10 protein-coding genes and 1 tRNA gene are annotated in these 15,614 nt (G+C 49.7%); 5 read left to right on the top strand and 6 right to left on the bottom strand.

From position 1 onward, the window contains the following. Positions 1–36 precede the first annotated feature (36 nt). The 3 genes from idnT to idnD form a co-directional block, all read right to left on the bottom strand. Positions 37–1,356 carry a gnt-II system L-idonate transporter gene (gene idnT / locus QEN31_RS20435; RefSeq protein WP_001128356.1) on the bottom strand — a complete coding sequence of 440 codons (1,320 nt, stop codon included), beginning with the start codon at positions 1,354–1,356 and terminating at the stop codon, positions 37–39. A gap of 61 nt (positions 1,357–1,417) precedes the next feature. Continuing rightward, positions 1,418–2,182: a gluconate 5-dehydrogenase gene (gene idnO, locus QEN31_RS20430; protein WP_000998688.1), complete on the bottom strand. Its 765-nt coding sequence runs from the start codon at positions 2,180–2,182 to the stop codon at positions 1,418–1,420. A gap of 24 nt (positions 2,183–2,206) precedes the next feature. Continuing rightward, entirely contained in the window at positions 2,207–3,238 is a 1,032-nt protein-coding gene (gene idnD / locus QEN31_RS20425) for an L-idonate 5-dehydrogenase (RefSeq protein WP_000453340.1), read from the bottom strand. 216 nt (positions 3,239–3,454) lie between these two features. Here idnD and idnK point away from each other — a divergent pair, with 216 nt between their 5' ends. Beyond that, positions 3,455–3,985 carry a gluconokinase gene (gene idnK, locus QEN31_RS20420; protein WP_000896756.1) on the top strand — a complete coding sequence of 177 codons (531 nt, stop codon included), beginning with the start codon at positions 3,455–3,457 and terminating at the stop codon, positions 3,983–3,985. A 27-nt stretch (positions 3,986–4,012) separates the two neighbouring features. On the opposite strand, the gene ahr is transcribed toward idnK, so the two are convergent. Next, a complete protein-coding gene (ahr, locus tag QEN31_RS20415; RefSeq protein ID WP_000152563.1) occupies positions 4,013–5,032 on the bottom strand; it encodes an NADPH-dependent aldehyde reductase Ahr in 1,020 nt (339 codons plus the stop codon). A gap of 222 nt (positions 5,033–5,254) precedes the next feature. Between ahr and QEN31_RS20410 the strand changes: the two genes are divergently transcribed. The 4 genes from QEN31_RS20410 to QEN31_RS20395 all read left to right on the top strand — a co-directional run bounded on the left by QEN31_RS20410 (position 5,255) and on the right by QEN31_RS20395 (position 10,808). Next, positions 5,255–5,339, top strand: a tRNA-Leu gene (locus QEN31_RS20410). Positions 5,340–5,557: 218 nt separating this feature from the next. Beyond that, on the top strand, positions 5,558–5,845 hold the full coding sequence (locus QEN31_RS20405) for an Arm DNA-binding domain-containing protein (protein WP_001687450.1): 288 nt from the start codon (positions 5,558–5,560) through the stop codon (positions 5,843–5,845). 361 nt (positions 5,846–6,206) lie between these two features. Continuing rightward, positions 6,207–9,722, top strand: coding sequence for an AAA domain-containing protein (locus QEN31_RS20400; protein ID WP_000342544.1), 3,516 nt, complete (start codon positions 6,207–6,209; stop codon positions 9,720–9,722). Between the two features lie 96 nt (positions 9,723–9,818). Beyond that, positions 9,819–10,808: a restriction endonuclease gene (locus QEN31_RS20395; protein ID WP_010989099.1), complete on the top strand. Its 990-nt coding sequence runs from the start codon at positions 9,819–9,821 to the stop codon at positions 10,806–10,808. A gap of 112 nt (positions 10,809–10,920) precedes the next feature. Here QEN31_RS20395 and brxL read toward each other — a convergent pair whose 3' ends face one another. Both brxL and pglZ read right to left on the bottom strand, forming a co-directional pair. Next, positions 10,921–13,005, bottom strand: a complete 2,085-nt coding sequence (gene brxL / locus QEN31_RS20390; RefSeq protein WP_001193068.1) for a protease Lon-related BREX system protein BrxL — start codon at positions 13,003–13,005, stop codon at positions 10,921–10,923. Between the two features lie 10 nt (positions 13,006–13,015). Continuing rightward, positions 13,016–15,613, bottom strand: coding sequence for a BREX-1 system phosphatase PglZ type A (pglZ, locus tag QEN31_RS20385; protein WP_001738657.1), 2,598 nt, complete (start codon positions 15,611–15,613; stop codon positions 13,016–13,018). Position 15,614: the final 1 nt, after the last annotated feature.

Below are 15,614 nucleotides of genomic sequence, written 5' to 3'. Positions count from 1 at the left end.
GTCGCCCCCATGGTTAATTGGGCTGCGGATGATGAATTAATGCAGAACCGCATTCAGCGCCAGTACGCCCAGCAACCCCATGACAGAAATCAATGTTTCCATAACGGTCCAGGTGCGTAGGGTTTCCCCGACGCTAAGATTAAAATACCCTTTAAACAGCCAAAAACCGGGATCGTTAACATGTGATGCAATAACGCTTCCCGCGCCTGTCGCCAGTACCATTAACGCCGGATCGGCGTGGGTTACGTTAATAATCGGCAATACGACGCCCGCTGTGGTTATCGCAGCCACGGTCGCGGAACCTAACGCAATACGCAGCACGGCGGCTACCGTCCAGCACATTAATAACGGAGATAGCGAGGTGCCGGTCATTAATTGCGAGATATATTGACCCACGCCGCTATCCACCAGCACTTGCTTAAACGCGCCGCCGCCCGCGATGATAAAAACAATCATCGCAATAGCGCCAATGGACTCGCCGACGATATCCATCACCTGCTCAACCGTACGTCCGTTGCGTCGGCCCAGCGTAAAAATGGCGATGATAATGGCAATAAACAACGCCACTGCTGGATTACCGATAAATTCGAAGAAAACCCGCACGGCATTCGTTTTTGGCAGCGTGATTTCACATACCGCTGCGATGGCCATCAGAATGACCGGGATCACGGCGGCAAAAATACTGTTCCAGAATGACGGCATCTCCTCTTCACTGAATAGGTGAGGATTAAATAATCCTTCAGGCGGCGCTTTCTCAAAGCGCGCCAGCAATTTTGAAAACAGAGGGCCGGCAACAATCACGGTCGGTATGGTAATGATTAACCCATACAGCAGGGTCGTACCGAGATTTGCCTCAAAAATTGTCGCAATAGCAGTAGGGCCGGGATGCGGCGGCAGGAAGCAGTGCGTAACGGATAAGGCGGCGACCATTGGAACCCCGACATACAGCAAGGGCAGTCCCGATGAGGCCACAATCGTAAAAACGAGCGGCAACAGCAGTACGAATCCGACTTCAAAAAACATTGCCAGGCCGACGATAAGCCCGGTGATCACCAGCGCCCATTGCACGCGTTTTTTGCCGAACGTATTAATGAGCGTCGTCGCAATGCGCTGCGCGGCGCCGGTATCGGAAATTAATCTTCCCAGCATCGCGCCAAAACCGAGGATCATGGCGAGTCCGCCCAGAGTACCGCCAATTCCGTTTTGTATGGAGTGCAGGACGTCTTGCGCGCCCATCCCTTCGGCAAATCCCACCACGGCGGCAACCAGAACAAGGGCGATAAAGCCGTTAACTTTAAAGCCAATCATTAAAACCAACAGCAGCGCAACGCCTGCCGCAATAATTATTAATGGCATATTCGTCTCTCTTATTAGCGCCAAAATAGCAGCGCTTACGCGCTGCGTCGTATTTCCCTGGTCAGACGGCAACCAGCATACCGCCATCGACAAACAGCAGATGTCCGTTAACAAAGTCGGAGGCTTTTGACGAGAGAAACACCGCTGCGCCAATAAGCTCCTGGGGATCGCCCCAGCGTGCGGCAGGCGTACGTTTGCATAGCCAGGAGGTGAAGGCTTCATCTTCAACCAGCGCTTTGGTCATCTCCGTTTTGAAGTACCCCGGCGCAATACCGTTGACCTGGATATTATGACGCGCCAGCTCCACGCACATGCCGCGAGTCAGCATCTTCACGGCACCCTTCGACGCGGCGTATGGCGTAATCGTGTCGCGGCCCAGCTCGCTTTGCATCGAACAGATGTTGATCACTTTTCCTGCCTGCCGCGCCACCATACGGCGCGTAACGGCCTGAGAGACGAGAAAAACCGCGGTCTGATTTACGGCGATGACGTCATTCCACTCCTGTTCGGGAAACTCAGTAAACGGATGACGGCGCTGGATACCGGCGTTATTTATCAGGACGTCAATGACGCCGATATCTTTTTCGATATGTTCAACCGCAGCTTCAATATCCTGTTTATGGGTGACATTAAAAGGAGCGGCAATAGCCTTTATCCCTTCCTGCTGAAGTTTCGTCACGGCTGTTTCGGCGCGCTCCGGGGTGATATCGTTAACAATAATGCGCGCGCCATAGCGACCAAGACCGGTCGCCAGCAAATAACCAATTCCCTGAGCGGCTCCGGTGATAAGGATATTTTTACCTGCCAGTGAAAAAAGATCGTTCATGATAGTGTCCCTTATTTTACTTTCTCAGAAAACGAGCTGAACTTTTGCCGCCTGTGTTTTGTCTCCGGCAAAGATCAGCGCCGCTTCCAGGTCGGTAAATGGATATTCCGCGCTCAGTAACGGCAGCGGATTGATAACGCGGTTGGCAAGCCAGGAAACCGCAGTATTAAATTCGGTAGTAAAGCGGAAAGAGCCTTTCAGGGAGATCTCTTTGCTTATTACCATCATCATCGGGAAGTTGGGAACTGCGCCGCCCATGCCAACCTGCACCATCACGCCTTTGGCCCGTGTGACTTCCAGACACGTTGAGATAGAGGAAGGATGCCCAGAGACTTCAAAACTGATATCGAAATACCCTTTTTCTGCTTTCCAGTCATCGAGAGAATCATGCTGTGGGTTCACCAGCGTATCCGCGCCCATCTGCCGGGCCAGCGAGAGAGAACGGGTACTGATATCGGCACATACCACTTCCGCCGCGCCCAGCGTTTTTACCGCGCTAACAATCAGGCAGCCGATAGGGCCAACGCCGGAGATAAAGATGCGTTTGCCCTGCAGATCGCCCGCCTCATGAGCTGCATGAATGGCAACCGCCAGCGGCTCGGCAAAGGCCATGGCTTTTTCGTCCGCCTGTTCCGGCCAGGGAATGCACTGAGCGGTATCGACAGCTTTAAATCGGGTAAAACCGCCATCGACATGCGGAAAATACATGGCGCTGCCAAAGAAACGCATTTCAGTACAGTGGTTTTCTTCATGCTGCAGACAGTATTTGCAATGACCGCAAGGCTCCGATGGATTAATTGCTACCGGTTGTCCTTCACGTAATAAATCTGAGTCGCTATGAACGATTTTGCCAATCACTTCATGACCTAAAATCATTGGCGCTTTTACTGTAAAATTGCCGACTTTGCCTTCCTGATAATAATGTAAGTCAGACCCACAAATGCCGCCACGGGTAATTTGTACGAGAGTTCCTTTATTATTCCATTCAATATTTTGTTCCGTAACGGCAACAGCACGCTTACCCGCAACAACGCAGGATTGAGTTTTTACTTCCATAAATTCCTCACTGGTCAGGTAGTTACCCTGAACGCATTTAAGCGGTTTTATTTGTCACTATTTGTGACTTATGTCACGCTGGAAAATTGTTACACTACAATGTTACGCATAACGTGATGTGCCTTAGAGTTCTTCTCTATGGAAATTAAAAAACGTGAAATTGTCGAACGTAGAGGCGTAATATTGTGTTGTGGAATATGACTCAGAGGTATTTAAATGGCCGGGGAAAGCTATATTTTAATGGGTGTTTCAGGTAGTGGTAAGTCTTTAATAGGCAGCAAAATTGCAACATTATTTTCTGCGAAGTTTATTGACGGCGATGATCTCCATCCGGCGAAAAACATTGATAAAATGTCTCAGGGAATACCGTTAACTGATGAAGACCGCTTACCCTGGCTGGAACGATTAAATGACGCTTCATACAGTCTTTATAAAAAAAATGAGACGGGATTTATTGTTTGCTCGTCATTAAAAAAACAGTACCGCGATATTTTACGTAAGAGTAGCCCTAACGTACATTTCCTGTGGCTGGATGGCGATTACGCTACTATTCTGCAGCGAATGCAGCGTCGTGCCGGGCATTTTATGCCGCCAGACCTGCTGCAAAGTCAGTTTGATGCGCTGGAGCGACCCTGTGCCGATGAACATGATATTGCGCGTATCGATGTTAATCATGACATCGAGCACGTGACGGAGCAGTGCCGACTGGCTGTACAGGCTTTTCGTCAGGCACTCAGCGCTTCCTGATCATTGTCAAAGCGCTGAGTCAGGCGGTCAGAAGTCAGCTTTTAGCACTACACGATAGCGGGCTTTGCCGTCGCGAACGTGCTGGATAGCCTCGTTGATTTGTGACATTGCGAACAGTTCCGTGGTGGGCGCGACTTTACTGCGTCCGGCGAATTTCATCAGTTTGCGAAGTTCATATGGCGTTCCGGTTGCCGAGCCTGAGATACTGCGATCGCCGGCAATTAATGTAAACGCCGGTACGGGCAGCGGCTTCAATACCGCCCCAACGGTATGGAAGTTGCCGCCATAGGTCAGCGCTTCGAAGTAGGGTTGCCAGTCGAGATCGACGTTAACCGTGTTAATAATGAGATCGAACTGACCCGCCAGTGCTTTTAACGCTTCCGGATCGCGGCTGTTCACCACGTTATTGGCCCCCATCGCCAGCACTTCCTGCTCCTTCGATGGATTTGAGCTGAACGCGGTGACTTCGCAGCCCATCGCGTGTAACAGCTTTATGGCGATATGCCCCAGCCCGCCAATACCGATGACGCCAACGCGGCTGGTAGCAGTAATATGGTGCATCAATAGCGGTTTAAAGACCGTAATGCCGCCACATAACAGCGGGCCTGCGGACGCCATATCTATATTCTCCGGAAGAGGAATTACCCACTGCCAGCCTGCGCGAAGCTTCTCGGCAAAACCGCCACGATTGAGGATAGTGGGCACTGCGCCTTCCTGGCAGTTAATTTGATTGCCGCTGATACAGGCATCGCAGTGTCCGCAGCTGCGCGCCGTCCAGCCGATTCCAACGCGCTGGCCGACTTTTAGCCCCTTATCCTGTGCCGCGCTGCCGAGTGCGGCCACCCGACCGATGACCTCATGTCCGGCAACCAGAGGGTATTGAGAGAACCCCCATTCATTGTCGATCATTGACAGATCGGAATGGCAGATCCCGCAGTAGTCGACCCGTACCTCGACATCTTCCGGTTGGAGTTCTCCCGCGTCATATTCATAGAGTTCGAGCTCGCCGCCCGCCTCTTTGGCGGCATAGCTTTTTATTATCGTCATTGTGTTTCCCTTAATGTGGTGTTGAACTGAAAAGTGTAGAGCATGGAGGCAAGGGACGCCCGGCGTTAATCTGCTGGAGAAGGCGGGAAGTAGCCTGATTATTCTATTTAATACTCAACGCTGCTGAAATTTTCAGCACTTAGCGATACAGGTGTATGCTCGTGCTTGCATGGTGGCGTATGACAGGTATAATCCACAACGTTTTCCGCATACCTCTTCAGTGCCGAAGTGGCGAAATCGGTAGACGCAGTTGATTCAAAATCAACCGTAGAAATACGTGCCGGTTCGAGTCCGGCCTTCGGCACCAAGTGATGCAATAATTAGCTGCCTAATGGTGGCTTTTTTTGTGTCCATTTCCGTCCAAATTCGTCCATATCCATCTGTAATTCAAAGATAATTTATTTTTCTGTAATAGAAATATTTATTTTGTGGTCTTTCCGTGTTGGTCGTTTTTCATCCATTAACATCCACGCGATCTGGGGGCAAAAAGGGGCAAACCCGGTTCGATAGAGGAGTGCCCCCCAAATGGCGCTTACAGATCTCGCAATCCGGCATGCCAGGCTGCCTGGCAAGGCATACAGGCTCTTTGACTGCCACGGTTTTTACATTCAGGTGAACCCCAGCGGATCCAAGCTGTGGTATCTGAAATTTCGCTTTGGAAACAAAAAGAACCGTATGGCATTAGGCCCTTATCCGCTCATTTCTCTTGCACTGGCAAGGGAGAAGCAAGCGGATATAAGAAGGCTTATTTTAGAAGGTATTAATCCGGCGGAAAAACGCAGAGAGGACAAGCGGGGTGGCGAGCCTCTTTAATACGTTCGAGTCCGTAGTGCGCAAATGCGTCTCCAGCAACGTGAACTGGTCGACGGAACATTCGACAGCGTTATTTTCTGAGCTTACAGGTTTTCCAATATTGCACTGAACGCTATCCAGTCGGGTTCACGGGCTTCTGGAGCGAGCTGCGCAGCCGATAATCCTCTACTGCTTCAGTTATAACGCTATTATGTGACATGCAGCATGATATGGTCGTTTTCTGAACTCCGTATAACCTGAGTATTTGTATTGAAGCGTGAACAAAACATTGCAGCCAGCCTTTCAACGTGGACAATAGTTATTCATACGGTGATTTTATATTCGATAAATCAATGGGTTTCATTGAAACATAGGACTGGTAATGGATGACAATGCTTTAGGGTTTGCCTCATACTGGCGCAATTCGCTGGCAGATGCTGAGTCAGGAAAGGGCAGTTTTGAACGCAAAGACGCCAAAAATTTCACCCACTGGCATGGGATAGCGGCGGGACGTCTTGACGAAACGATCGTTGGTAAATTTTTTGAGGGAGAAAAAGACGACGTCGAAACAGTCGATGTCATCTTGCGGCCAAAGGTTTATTTCCGGTTACTGCAGCGTGGAAAGGACCATTCCGCTGGTGCGCCTGATATTGTTACCCCGATAGTGACGCCAGCCCTATTGAGCCGTGAAGGTTTTTTATATCCGACGCCAGCGACCTCCATTCCCAGAGACCTGCTTGAACCTTTGCCAAAAGGGGCATTTTCAATTGGTGAGATTGAGCAGTACGACAAATACAAAACGACACATACGTCATTCTCTATCAACTTTGATGACCGCGTTGATAAGACCGCCGAAACAGATGAAGAACGAGAAGCACGATATGCAGCCTGGCAGCAGGATTGGCGTCAATATCTGGATGATTCAGAAAGGCTGCTGAAGAACGTTGTCGGCGACTGGATTAAAAATCCTGAGCAATATGAACTCGCTGAGCACGGTTATATTGTTAAAACGGCGCAATCTGGCGGCGCCAGTTTCCATATCCTTTCACTTTATGATCACCTGCTTGTTTGCAAAAAGGATGTGCCGCTCTTCAATCGTTTCGCCTCGCGAGAGGTTCATGCTGCAGAGTCATTACTTCCTCCGGAAGCAAAATTCAGCGACAGGATTGGACACTCCGGGGATAAGTTTCCGCTGGCAAAGGCTCAGCGCGATGCCTTAAGCCATTTTCTGGATGCGAGGCATGGCGATATCCTTGCCGTTAATGGTCCCCCGGGAACCGGAAAAACCACGCTGGTGCTTTCTATCATCGCCACGCAGTGGGCCCGAGCGGCTCTCGAAAAAGCGGAACCTCCGGTTATTATCGCGACTTCAACGAATAACCAAGCTGTAACGAACATTATCGAGGCGTTCGGGAAAGATTTTTCCCAAGGCACTGGTGCAATGGCCGGACGATGGTTGCCGGAGCTGAAAAGCTTCGGCGCTTATTTTCCCTCAAGCACTCGTAAAGCCGAGGCCGCCAAAAAATATCAAACTGAAGATTTCTTCAACCAGGTTGAGTCAAAAGAGTATGTAGAGGATGCACTGCTGTTTTATCTGGAGAAAGCTAAGGCAGCCTTTCCTGAAAAAGAGTGTTCATCCCCTGAAAAGGTTATTGAACTCCTGCATGGTCAGTTGGCAGCAAAATCCGAGCAACTGGTAAGACTGAACGCAACATGGCAAACGTTAAGCCAGGTTCGGGCAACGCGAGAGCTTATTGATAACGACATTGAGCAATATCTCGATAATTTAAATAAATTACTCTCCGGGCAAGAACAAAAAGTTACTCAACTAAAAAGTGCTAAAGCGGAATGGAAAAAATATCGGGCCAGTGAATCACTGATCTATCCATTATTTTCATGGCTACCAGTGGTTCGCAGTAAGCGGCAGTACCAAATACAACTGTTTCTCGAAGATAAATTAGGTGCGCTGATTGCGGGAAATCAATGGTCGGATCCTGAAACCATCGAACGTAATATCGATAGGTTGCTTAATTCCGCCGAGCGCGAGCAAACAACCTACCGGCAGCAGATTGACTCCGCGCATGAAATCGTTCTTAAAGAACAGCAGGCGGCTCAGGAATGGCAGAGGCTGGCACTTGATTTAGGGCATGAGGGCGACGAGGAACTGAGCTTCTCACAGGCAGATGAGCTGGCTGATACGCAGATTCGCTTCCCTGCATTCTTACTGACGACCCACTACTGGGAAGGTCGTTGGTTGATGGATATGGCCGGCATTGATGATCTGCAGAAAGAAAAGGGCAAGAAAGGTGCTAAAGGGGTAACAGCTCGCTGGCAACGCCGAATGAAACTTACCCCATGCGTGGTCATGACCTGCTATATGCTGCCCGGCAATATGCAGATAAGTGAACATAAAGGGCAGCGTAAATTCGAGAAAAGCTATTTATATGACTTCGCCGATTTACTCATTGTCGATGAAGCTGGGCAGGTGCTTCCTGAAGTGGCTGCTGCCTCGTTTGCCTTAGCTAAAAAGGCATTAGTGATTGGTGATACGGAACAGATCCCGCCAATATGGAGTATTACTCCTGCTATTGATATAGGTAACATGCTGGCGGAAAAAATTCTGTCAGGCAGTACGCAAGAGGAGATTACTGAGAAATATACGGCAATCGCAGAGCTTGGTAAAAGCGCCGCATCTGGCAGCGTCATGAAAATAGCGCAGTGTGCCTCACGCTATCAATATGATCCCGAACTGGCTCGTGGAATGTACTTATATGAACACCGCCGGTGCTTCGATAATATTATTGGATACTGCAATACGCTCTGCTATCACGGTAAGTTGTTGCCTAAAAGAGGGTGTGAAGAGAGCAATTTAATGCCAGCAATGGGTTATCTCCATATTGATGGTAAAGGAGAGCTGGCAAGTAGCGGAAGTCGATATAATTTGCTGGAGGCTGAAACGATAGCGGCCTGGCTGACAGATAACCAGCAAAGTATTGAAGCGCATTATGGTAAATCGCTTCATGAAGTTGTCGGTATCGTGACGCCTTTTAGTGCGCAGGTACCGACCATCAAACAGGCGCTGGATAAACAAGGCATCAGCGCAGGCACCAATGAAACGTCGCTCACGGTGGGCACAGTCCATTCTCTTCAGGGCGCTGAAAGAGCGATTGTTATATTCTCGCCAGTCTATTCAAAGCATGAAGACGGCGCGTTTATTGATAGCGATAACAGCATGCTGAATGTTGCTGTCTCCCGAGCTAAGGACAGTTTCCTGGTCTTCGGCGATATGGACCTGTTTGAGATTCAGCCAGCCTCATCTCCGCGGGGATTACTGGCAAAATATCTCTTTGAGTCAGAGAAGAATGCGCTCACTTTTGATTATAAAGAGCGTAAGGATTTAAAAACTGCCGAGACCAAAATCTACACACTCCATGGTGTGGAGCAGCATGATAATTTCCTGAATCAGACGTTTGAAAATACCGATAAACACATCACGATAGTTTCTCCATGGCTAACCTGGCAAAAACTGGAGCAAACCGGTTTTCTTGATTCCATGATTACGGCGTGTTCACGTGGTATTAACGTCACGGTAGTCACTGACAGAAGCTACAACACTGAACATAATGATTTTGAGAAGCGAAAAGAGAAGCAGCAGAACCTTAAAGCGGCGCTGGAGAAACTGAACGCCCTTGGTATTGCGACAAAACTGGTCAATCGTGTTCATAGCAAAATTGTTATTGGTGATGATGGTTTGCTGTGCGTGGGATCGTTCAACTGGTTTAGCGCGACACGTGAAGCGCGATATGAACGATACGATACATCGATGGTTTATTGCGGTGATAACCTGAAGGGTGAGATTGAGGCTATTTATAATAGTCTTGATAGGCGTCAGGTTTAGGGCAGGAGTGTGATTAGCCATCTTATCAGTGTTTCCCCAGGGTAAGATGGCTGTGAGGCATTTTCAGAAGGAATCATTGTGGCGACTAAAATGTGGATGATCCGCGGTGATGGCGGAAAATTGTACGATGACTTCAGAGACAAGCAGGTTGTTGCTATCGGCTGGTCGCAGCTCGCTCCCTATGTGAAACCGGGATGCTCAAGAGAGCAGTTGTTTACCCGGTATCAGGAGCTTGAGCCACAGACTAAGTCAGGCACAGTTCGTTCCGGTGCTTCGCAGGTCTGGCGCTTTGTGAACGAGATGCAGAAAGGTGACTGGGCTATCACTTATTCACCTTCTAATCGGACTTATTTGATAGGGAAAATCGCCTCAGATTTTGAGTTTCATGCCGAGTGGCTTGAAGATGGCATGGGCATCGCCCGTAAAGTGAAGTGGAACGCGGAAGAGATTAAGCGTGATAGTCTGAGTGATGCAACCAGAAACACCCTTGGCTCAACGCTGACGGTTTTTCAGGTGCCTGATTTTGCCGTGAATGAATTAGTGCAGGGCAAAAAGCCTGTCTCAGATGTCGTGCCGGAAGTACCTGTTTCAGGTGAAGAGGATGAGGTTGTTTCTAATCCTCTGCGTGACATGGAAATGATTGCCTTTGAAGGCATCAAAGATCGTATCAACCGTCTCGACTGGGATGAGATGCAAAATCTGGTCGCAGGCGTGTTACGCAGCATGGGATATAAAACCCAGGTATCGCCTGCGGGTGCTGACCGCGAAAAAGACATCATTGCTTCGCCTGACGGTTTTGGCTTCGAAAATCCGCGCATCATTGTTGAGGTGAAGCACCGACGGGAACAGATGAGCAGCCAGCAAATCCGTAGCTTTATCGGTGGCCGTCATAAAGACGATCGCGGGTTGTATGTCAGCACAGGCGGATTCAGCAAGGATGCGCGCTATGAGGCCGATCGCTCTACAATCCCGTTGACGCTATGGACGCTGGACGATTTAGTACGTGCGTTAGTGGAAAACTATGAGCAGGTGGATATTGAAACTAAGCTGTTGGTTCCACTTAAGAAAACGTACTTGCCTGCATGAAGGGAAACCAGGGGTTACAGTAATCGTAGTGATATTTAGACTAATATGAATTTTAACTAAAATAACGACGATATTGATTTTATCGAGGAGTTTGACCCACTCCTCGATATATTTAGTTTACTCCCAACGCCTTATAAACCGCATCTACAGGTTCAGAGTAAAAACTGACCTGGAATTTGGTAAACAACTCGGCTGGCACAGTCGGAATATCTACCGCGGAAGACATCGGCAAAAGGACCTTTTTCGCGCCACTATCGAAAGCAAGTTGTAAGCTAGCCGCCAGATCCTGAACCGGGTTGATCACACCACCGAGCGTCATGCTACCTAACACGACCATTTGTTCCTGAACGGGTTTCGCCAGTAAAACGGAACACAGCGCGATCAGCGCGGCAAGACTGGTCGCGGTACTTGGTCCAGTATTGTGCAATTCGACTACGTGCAGGTGGTACTCATGTTCAGAAAATTTCGCTGTTGCGCTAACGCGGCTGAGGTTGCCTTTGAAATAGTCAAATCCAACCCGGATGGCTTCCTTAGCCGAGGTGCTTGATCCCAGACCAGAAACGCTATGCTTACCATTGCCTGCGGTCATCTGAGTTTCGAAGCGATACAGACCCGTCATGCCACTTTCCGCTTGCGTAACCAAATGCACTACACCAGGTTTGGGCATGCCAGCAGGAATTAATTCGCTGCCACCCTGTTCCGGCACGCTGACGAAGAATTCTTCCAGCGTCTCGTTATCAATGTAGCTGAAATTTACATCGAAGAACTCCAGACCGCCCAGCTTTTTAAGCTGTTCTTTGACGCGACGGCGAGCTTCCATGGCGTAGGTCAGGCAAACACGGACATCTTCTTTGCTGTAAGAACCATTGGGGTGAAGAAGTTTCAGTAGACCAGAAACCGTGCGCCTTACCGCGATAACGTCGCGCTGGTTGAGGTTATTACCCAGCTTATAGAACTTATCAATCGCGTCGGAGAAGCTGCGCTTACGCATTTCCCGCATGTATTCGGCGAGATAATCTGTGATAAGGCCGTAGCGATTGGTAAAGAATTCCGGGCGCATTTTCGGAATTTCCCAGCCGGGGATATAGGCATGGAAGCGGTCGAAAAACGCCGTATCGATCATCGCGGCAGGGAAGGGGGCTAACAGATGGCTGGTTTTGACTAGCGTCTCAACGCTTTGGTTAATGTTGCCGACGAACACCATCGATGCTTTGCCTTCAATCGAATCTCTTCCGCGGGAAAACGAGCCAGACGCCATGTAATCCTTCATGATTTGCACGCCGTCTTTGTCTTTGAAAGTGATCCCCGCCACTTCATCAAACGCGACGACATCCCACATGCCAACCAGGCCAATCTGGCGGCTGGCCATGTTGTAAAACAGGTTGGCTACCGTGGTTTGCCCGCCGGAAACTAACAGTGAGTTTGGCGAACATTCTTTATAGACGTGGCTTTTACCGGTGCCGCGTGGACCCAGTTCGCAGACGTTATAGTTGTTTTCCACGAAAGGGATCATGCGGGTGATCAGGTGCCACTTGGTTCGCTGCTCAATGTTAGCGGGTTCCATACCCACGGAACGTAGCAGGACATCAATCCACTGGTCGCGGTTGAAGTGCGTACGTGCGGTAAATACCTCTTCCATGTCCATATTGGGCATCTGGATAGGTTTAAGCGTCATCAGAGAGAAGGGCGACGTTTTTTGTCCTTCCTCAAAGAAGTAGTTCACGGTGATCATGCACCAGATGCCGCCGGTCAACAGCTTCTCGTTGTCCTTGACCATCTGCGGCGGAACCAGTGCATCTTTAATGCCGAGGTTGGAGAGCTGGGCTTCGTAAACGTCTTTCTTCTGATTGAGCTTTACCGATACTTTATCAATGATCTTGTAGGATCCTCGCTCACGAATGAGCGATTTCACCTTCTCTGCTTCATCAGGGCGGACGTAGTTATCAGCCAGAATACGCTTAACGTTCTGCAACCCTTGCTCGACGATCTGGTCATCGTCGGAAGCGCAGTACATACCGAGCAGATACTCCAGCACATAGACCGGGACATTTGCCCCTTCTTTGAGCTGTTTAGTCAGGTCCTTACGTACTACCCGACCACGAAAATGCTGATTCAGCAAGGCGTCCAGATCGTAACCTTCTGCGACGAGTTCCCCTTCGGATACAGCTGGAACGGGTAAGTCATGATGGGTTTGCATAGCGCCTCACTTAAAAGAAATCATCCTGAAATGCCAGATCGATAATCACAGGGTACTTCTGGTAACCCGTTTCCGTTTGTGCATCTTCCAGTATCAGCCAGTATTCATTACGGCGATTGAAATTCGCGCCAATCAGCTTCAGCGTCACGTCACGCACGCGTTTTTCCATTGTGTTGTTATCGCTGTCAAAGCAGATTCGCTCTTTACCGGATACCACATTATTGGCGTTATCGACGATGAAGATGTTCAGAGTACGTGGTTCGTATAACTCACCTACCGGATGGGTTTGCAGCAGGCTGACTTTATCAATGTTATTGACGAGTTTGATCAGCGGATGATGCTTGACGATGTCTACCGGACGACGCTGAGGTTGCTTCTCGGCAGCCGTTTTCTGCAGTGCTTTCACCTGCAATACGGGAACGCAGACTTCCTGTAGCATGGCGCCACCATGGACAAACCGCGCGCCGCCCGAGAAATGGAAACGCTGGATCCCTTTCGGGATCAGGAACTCGCTGTTATCGCTGACGCCTGCGGTATCCGCCACTTTTCCTTTCCAGCAAAAATCATCGGCAGGAAGCTGATGACCGATAATAAAGCGTTTGTGGTTTTTAATCGTATTGTCTGGCTTGATCTGCAGCGTGGTTTTATCCTGGCCGGAAAGGGGCTGCTGCTGGAACAGGAAACCGTGGTCCGCCGTGACGATAATCCGTGTACCGTGGAGACGGTTTATTACACGAGTCACTAAATCCTTCAGTTCAACCACCGCGTTACGGCACGCTTCGAAGGTCTTCTCCTCCGTCGATGCGCTGTCACCCATGGCATCAATGGTGTTATGCCAGATATAAACGACTTCGTAATCGCGAATAAGATCTCGTCCTTGCTGATTTTTCCATTTCAGCAGATCGTCCGATTTTACTGCCATCCCTTTATATTTCTTCAGAATGGTATCGCGGTTAGGCGTACCTGAGGTGGATAACCCGTCCGCATAAACGATGTCACCACTACCCGGTTGGTAGCATATCTCGTCATGGGGCAGCAATGCCGCCATTCCCAGCTGGGTATAGCTGGGTAACACGCCCAACTGGGAACGCAGTTCGGCAGTAAAGCGTTTCTCGGTATTGATCTGGTTGCCCAGCTCTTCTGCCACTTCATAACGCAGCGCGTCGGAGATAATCACGAATACGCGCTTGATTTGTGGATTGTTAAACTGCGGCTTAACCACCTCATTGTAGAAGTTCTGCTGCCGTGGTACGCCCGCAATACGCCACTCCTGCATACGGTTTTCGGTTTCCAGAACCTTATTCCAGCTCCGGCTTAATTCTGCCAGGTACCAGTTGGAATACAGCGCTTCGATATAGTCATCCAGGCTTTTCAGGATCATTGCGCCTTTGCTGTGAACCAACAGCGCGTATTCGTTAAACAGGCGGTAGGCCTGGTCAAAGCGGAACAGCTCCTCGCAGTACGCTTTCCAGAACGTTGCGCTGTCCTGATAGTGGAAACCATCAATATGACGATTACGCAGATTCAGCAACCGTTCGGCCTGACGCAGTGCATCGTAAATAGCGCAGTATTCCTGACGCGTCTGGCACCAGTATTTGCTCTGACGTTCAGACAGAAGCTTCTTAAAGGCTTCACGGTCTAGCGTGGTGCTCTCTTCCAGAAGCTGCGTCACCAGCGCATGAATGATGGTCTGTTCAATGCTCAGCGTGGTTTCGCACTCGTGCAGATCATACGGCGAGCTGAGACGGTACTGGTCTTCTGGTCGCAGCGCATCCTGCATCTGCTGTGCGCAATAATCATAGGCTTCTTTGTAGCGACGGTCGGCGCGCCAGGTGACCATAAAGGCCAGCGCGGAGGCTCTGCCTGACGGCGTGGCCAGCACGTTTTTTTCCAGCCATTCGCGTTTCTGCGGATCAGCCTGCGCGGAAAGATCGGTACAGAACAGCTTGAGGATCAGGTTTTCCAGGGTCGGATGCTCGGCCTGATAGCCCATTTCCTGATTCAGAATGTCCCACAGAACGCCTTCCAGGTCGTGGCGTTTCAGCATCGCCAGCGTGTTTTCCAGGTCGCTGTCGTCATCTTTCTGCTGATTAACGTATTGGGTAATCAGGCTGAACAGAATCTCTTCCGTTTTTGCTGTTTTTACGCCAGCGATGACCGCAACCATCTTCTTATCAAGAGAAGCTTCGTTTTCTTGCTCAGTGACCAGGCCTTTCAAGGCAGAAAGACGTTTAGTGCTGAAAAATGCCTTCCGGCGTTGAATGTGCTCGCGTAGGCCAAGCTGTGGAATACCTAATGTATTCAGCGTAATGGCGGCGAAATCGGCGTGGAACTCCGTACTATAAAGACGAATATCCAATAGCCAGTCGAACTCTTTTGGGGGGGCATCGTGGGGGAACCACAGCAAAAACTGCTGTTCCGGCTCGTCGATTTCAATGCGCTTTTTAACCGCCAGCTGCGACTGGTCGGTCATATCAAGCAGCGTGACGTTTTCGAGTTCGAGGTTATCCAGCTCTTCGAGGAAACGCTTATCGGGATCGTGCCAGAAAACGATGCGATGTTCGGCGAATTTTGCTTTAAGGCCGGCAATAAATTCCTGATTTTGCAAG

This window comes from Salmonella sp. SA15303, from assembly GCF_029962125.1.
GTDB classification, from domain to species: domain Bacteria; phylum Pseudomonadota; class Gammaproteobacteria; order Enterobacterales; family Enterobacteriaceae; genus Salmonella; species Salmonella enterica.
This window is presented reverse-complemented; position numbering and strand designations above follow the sequence as displayed.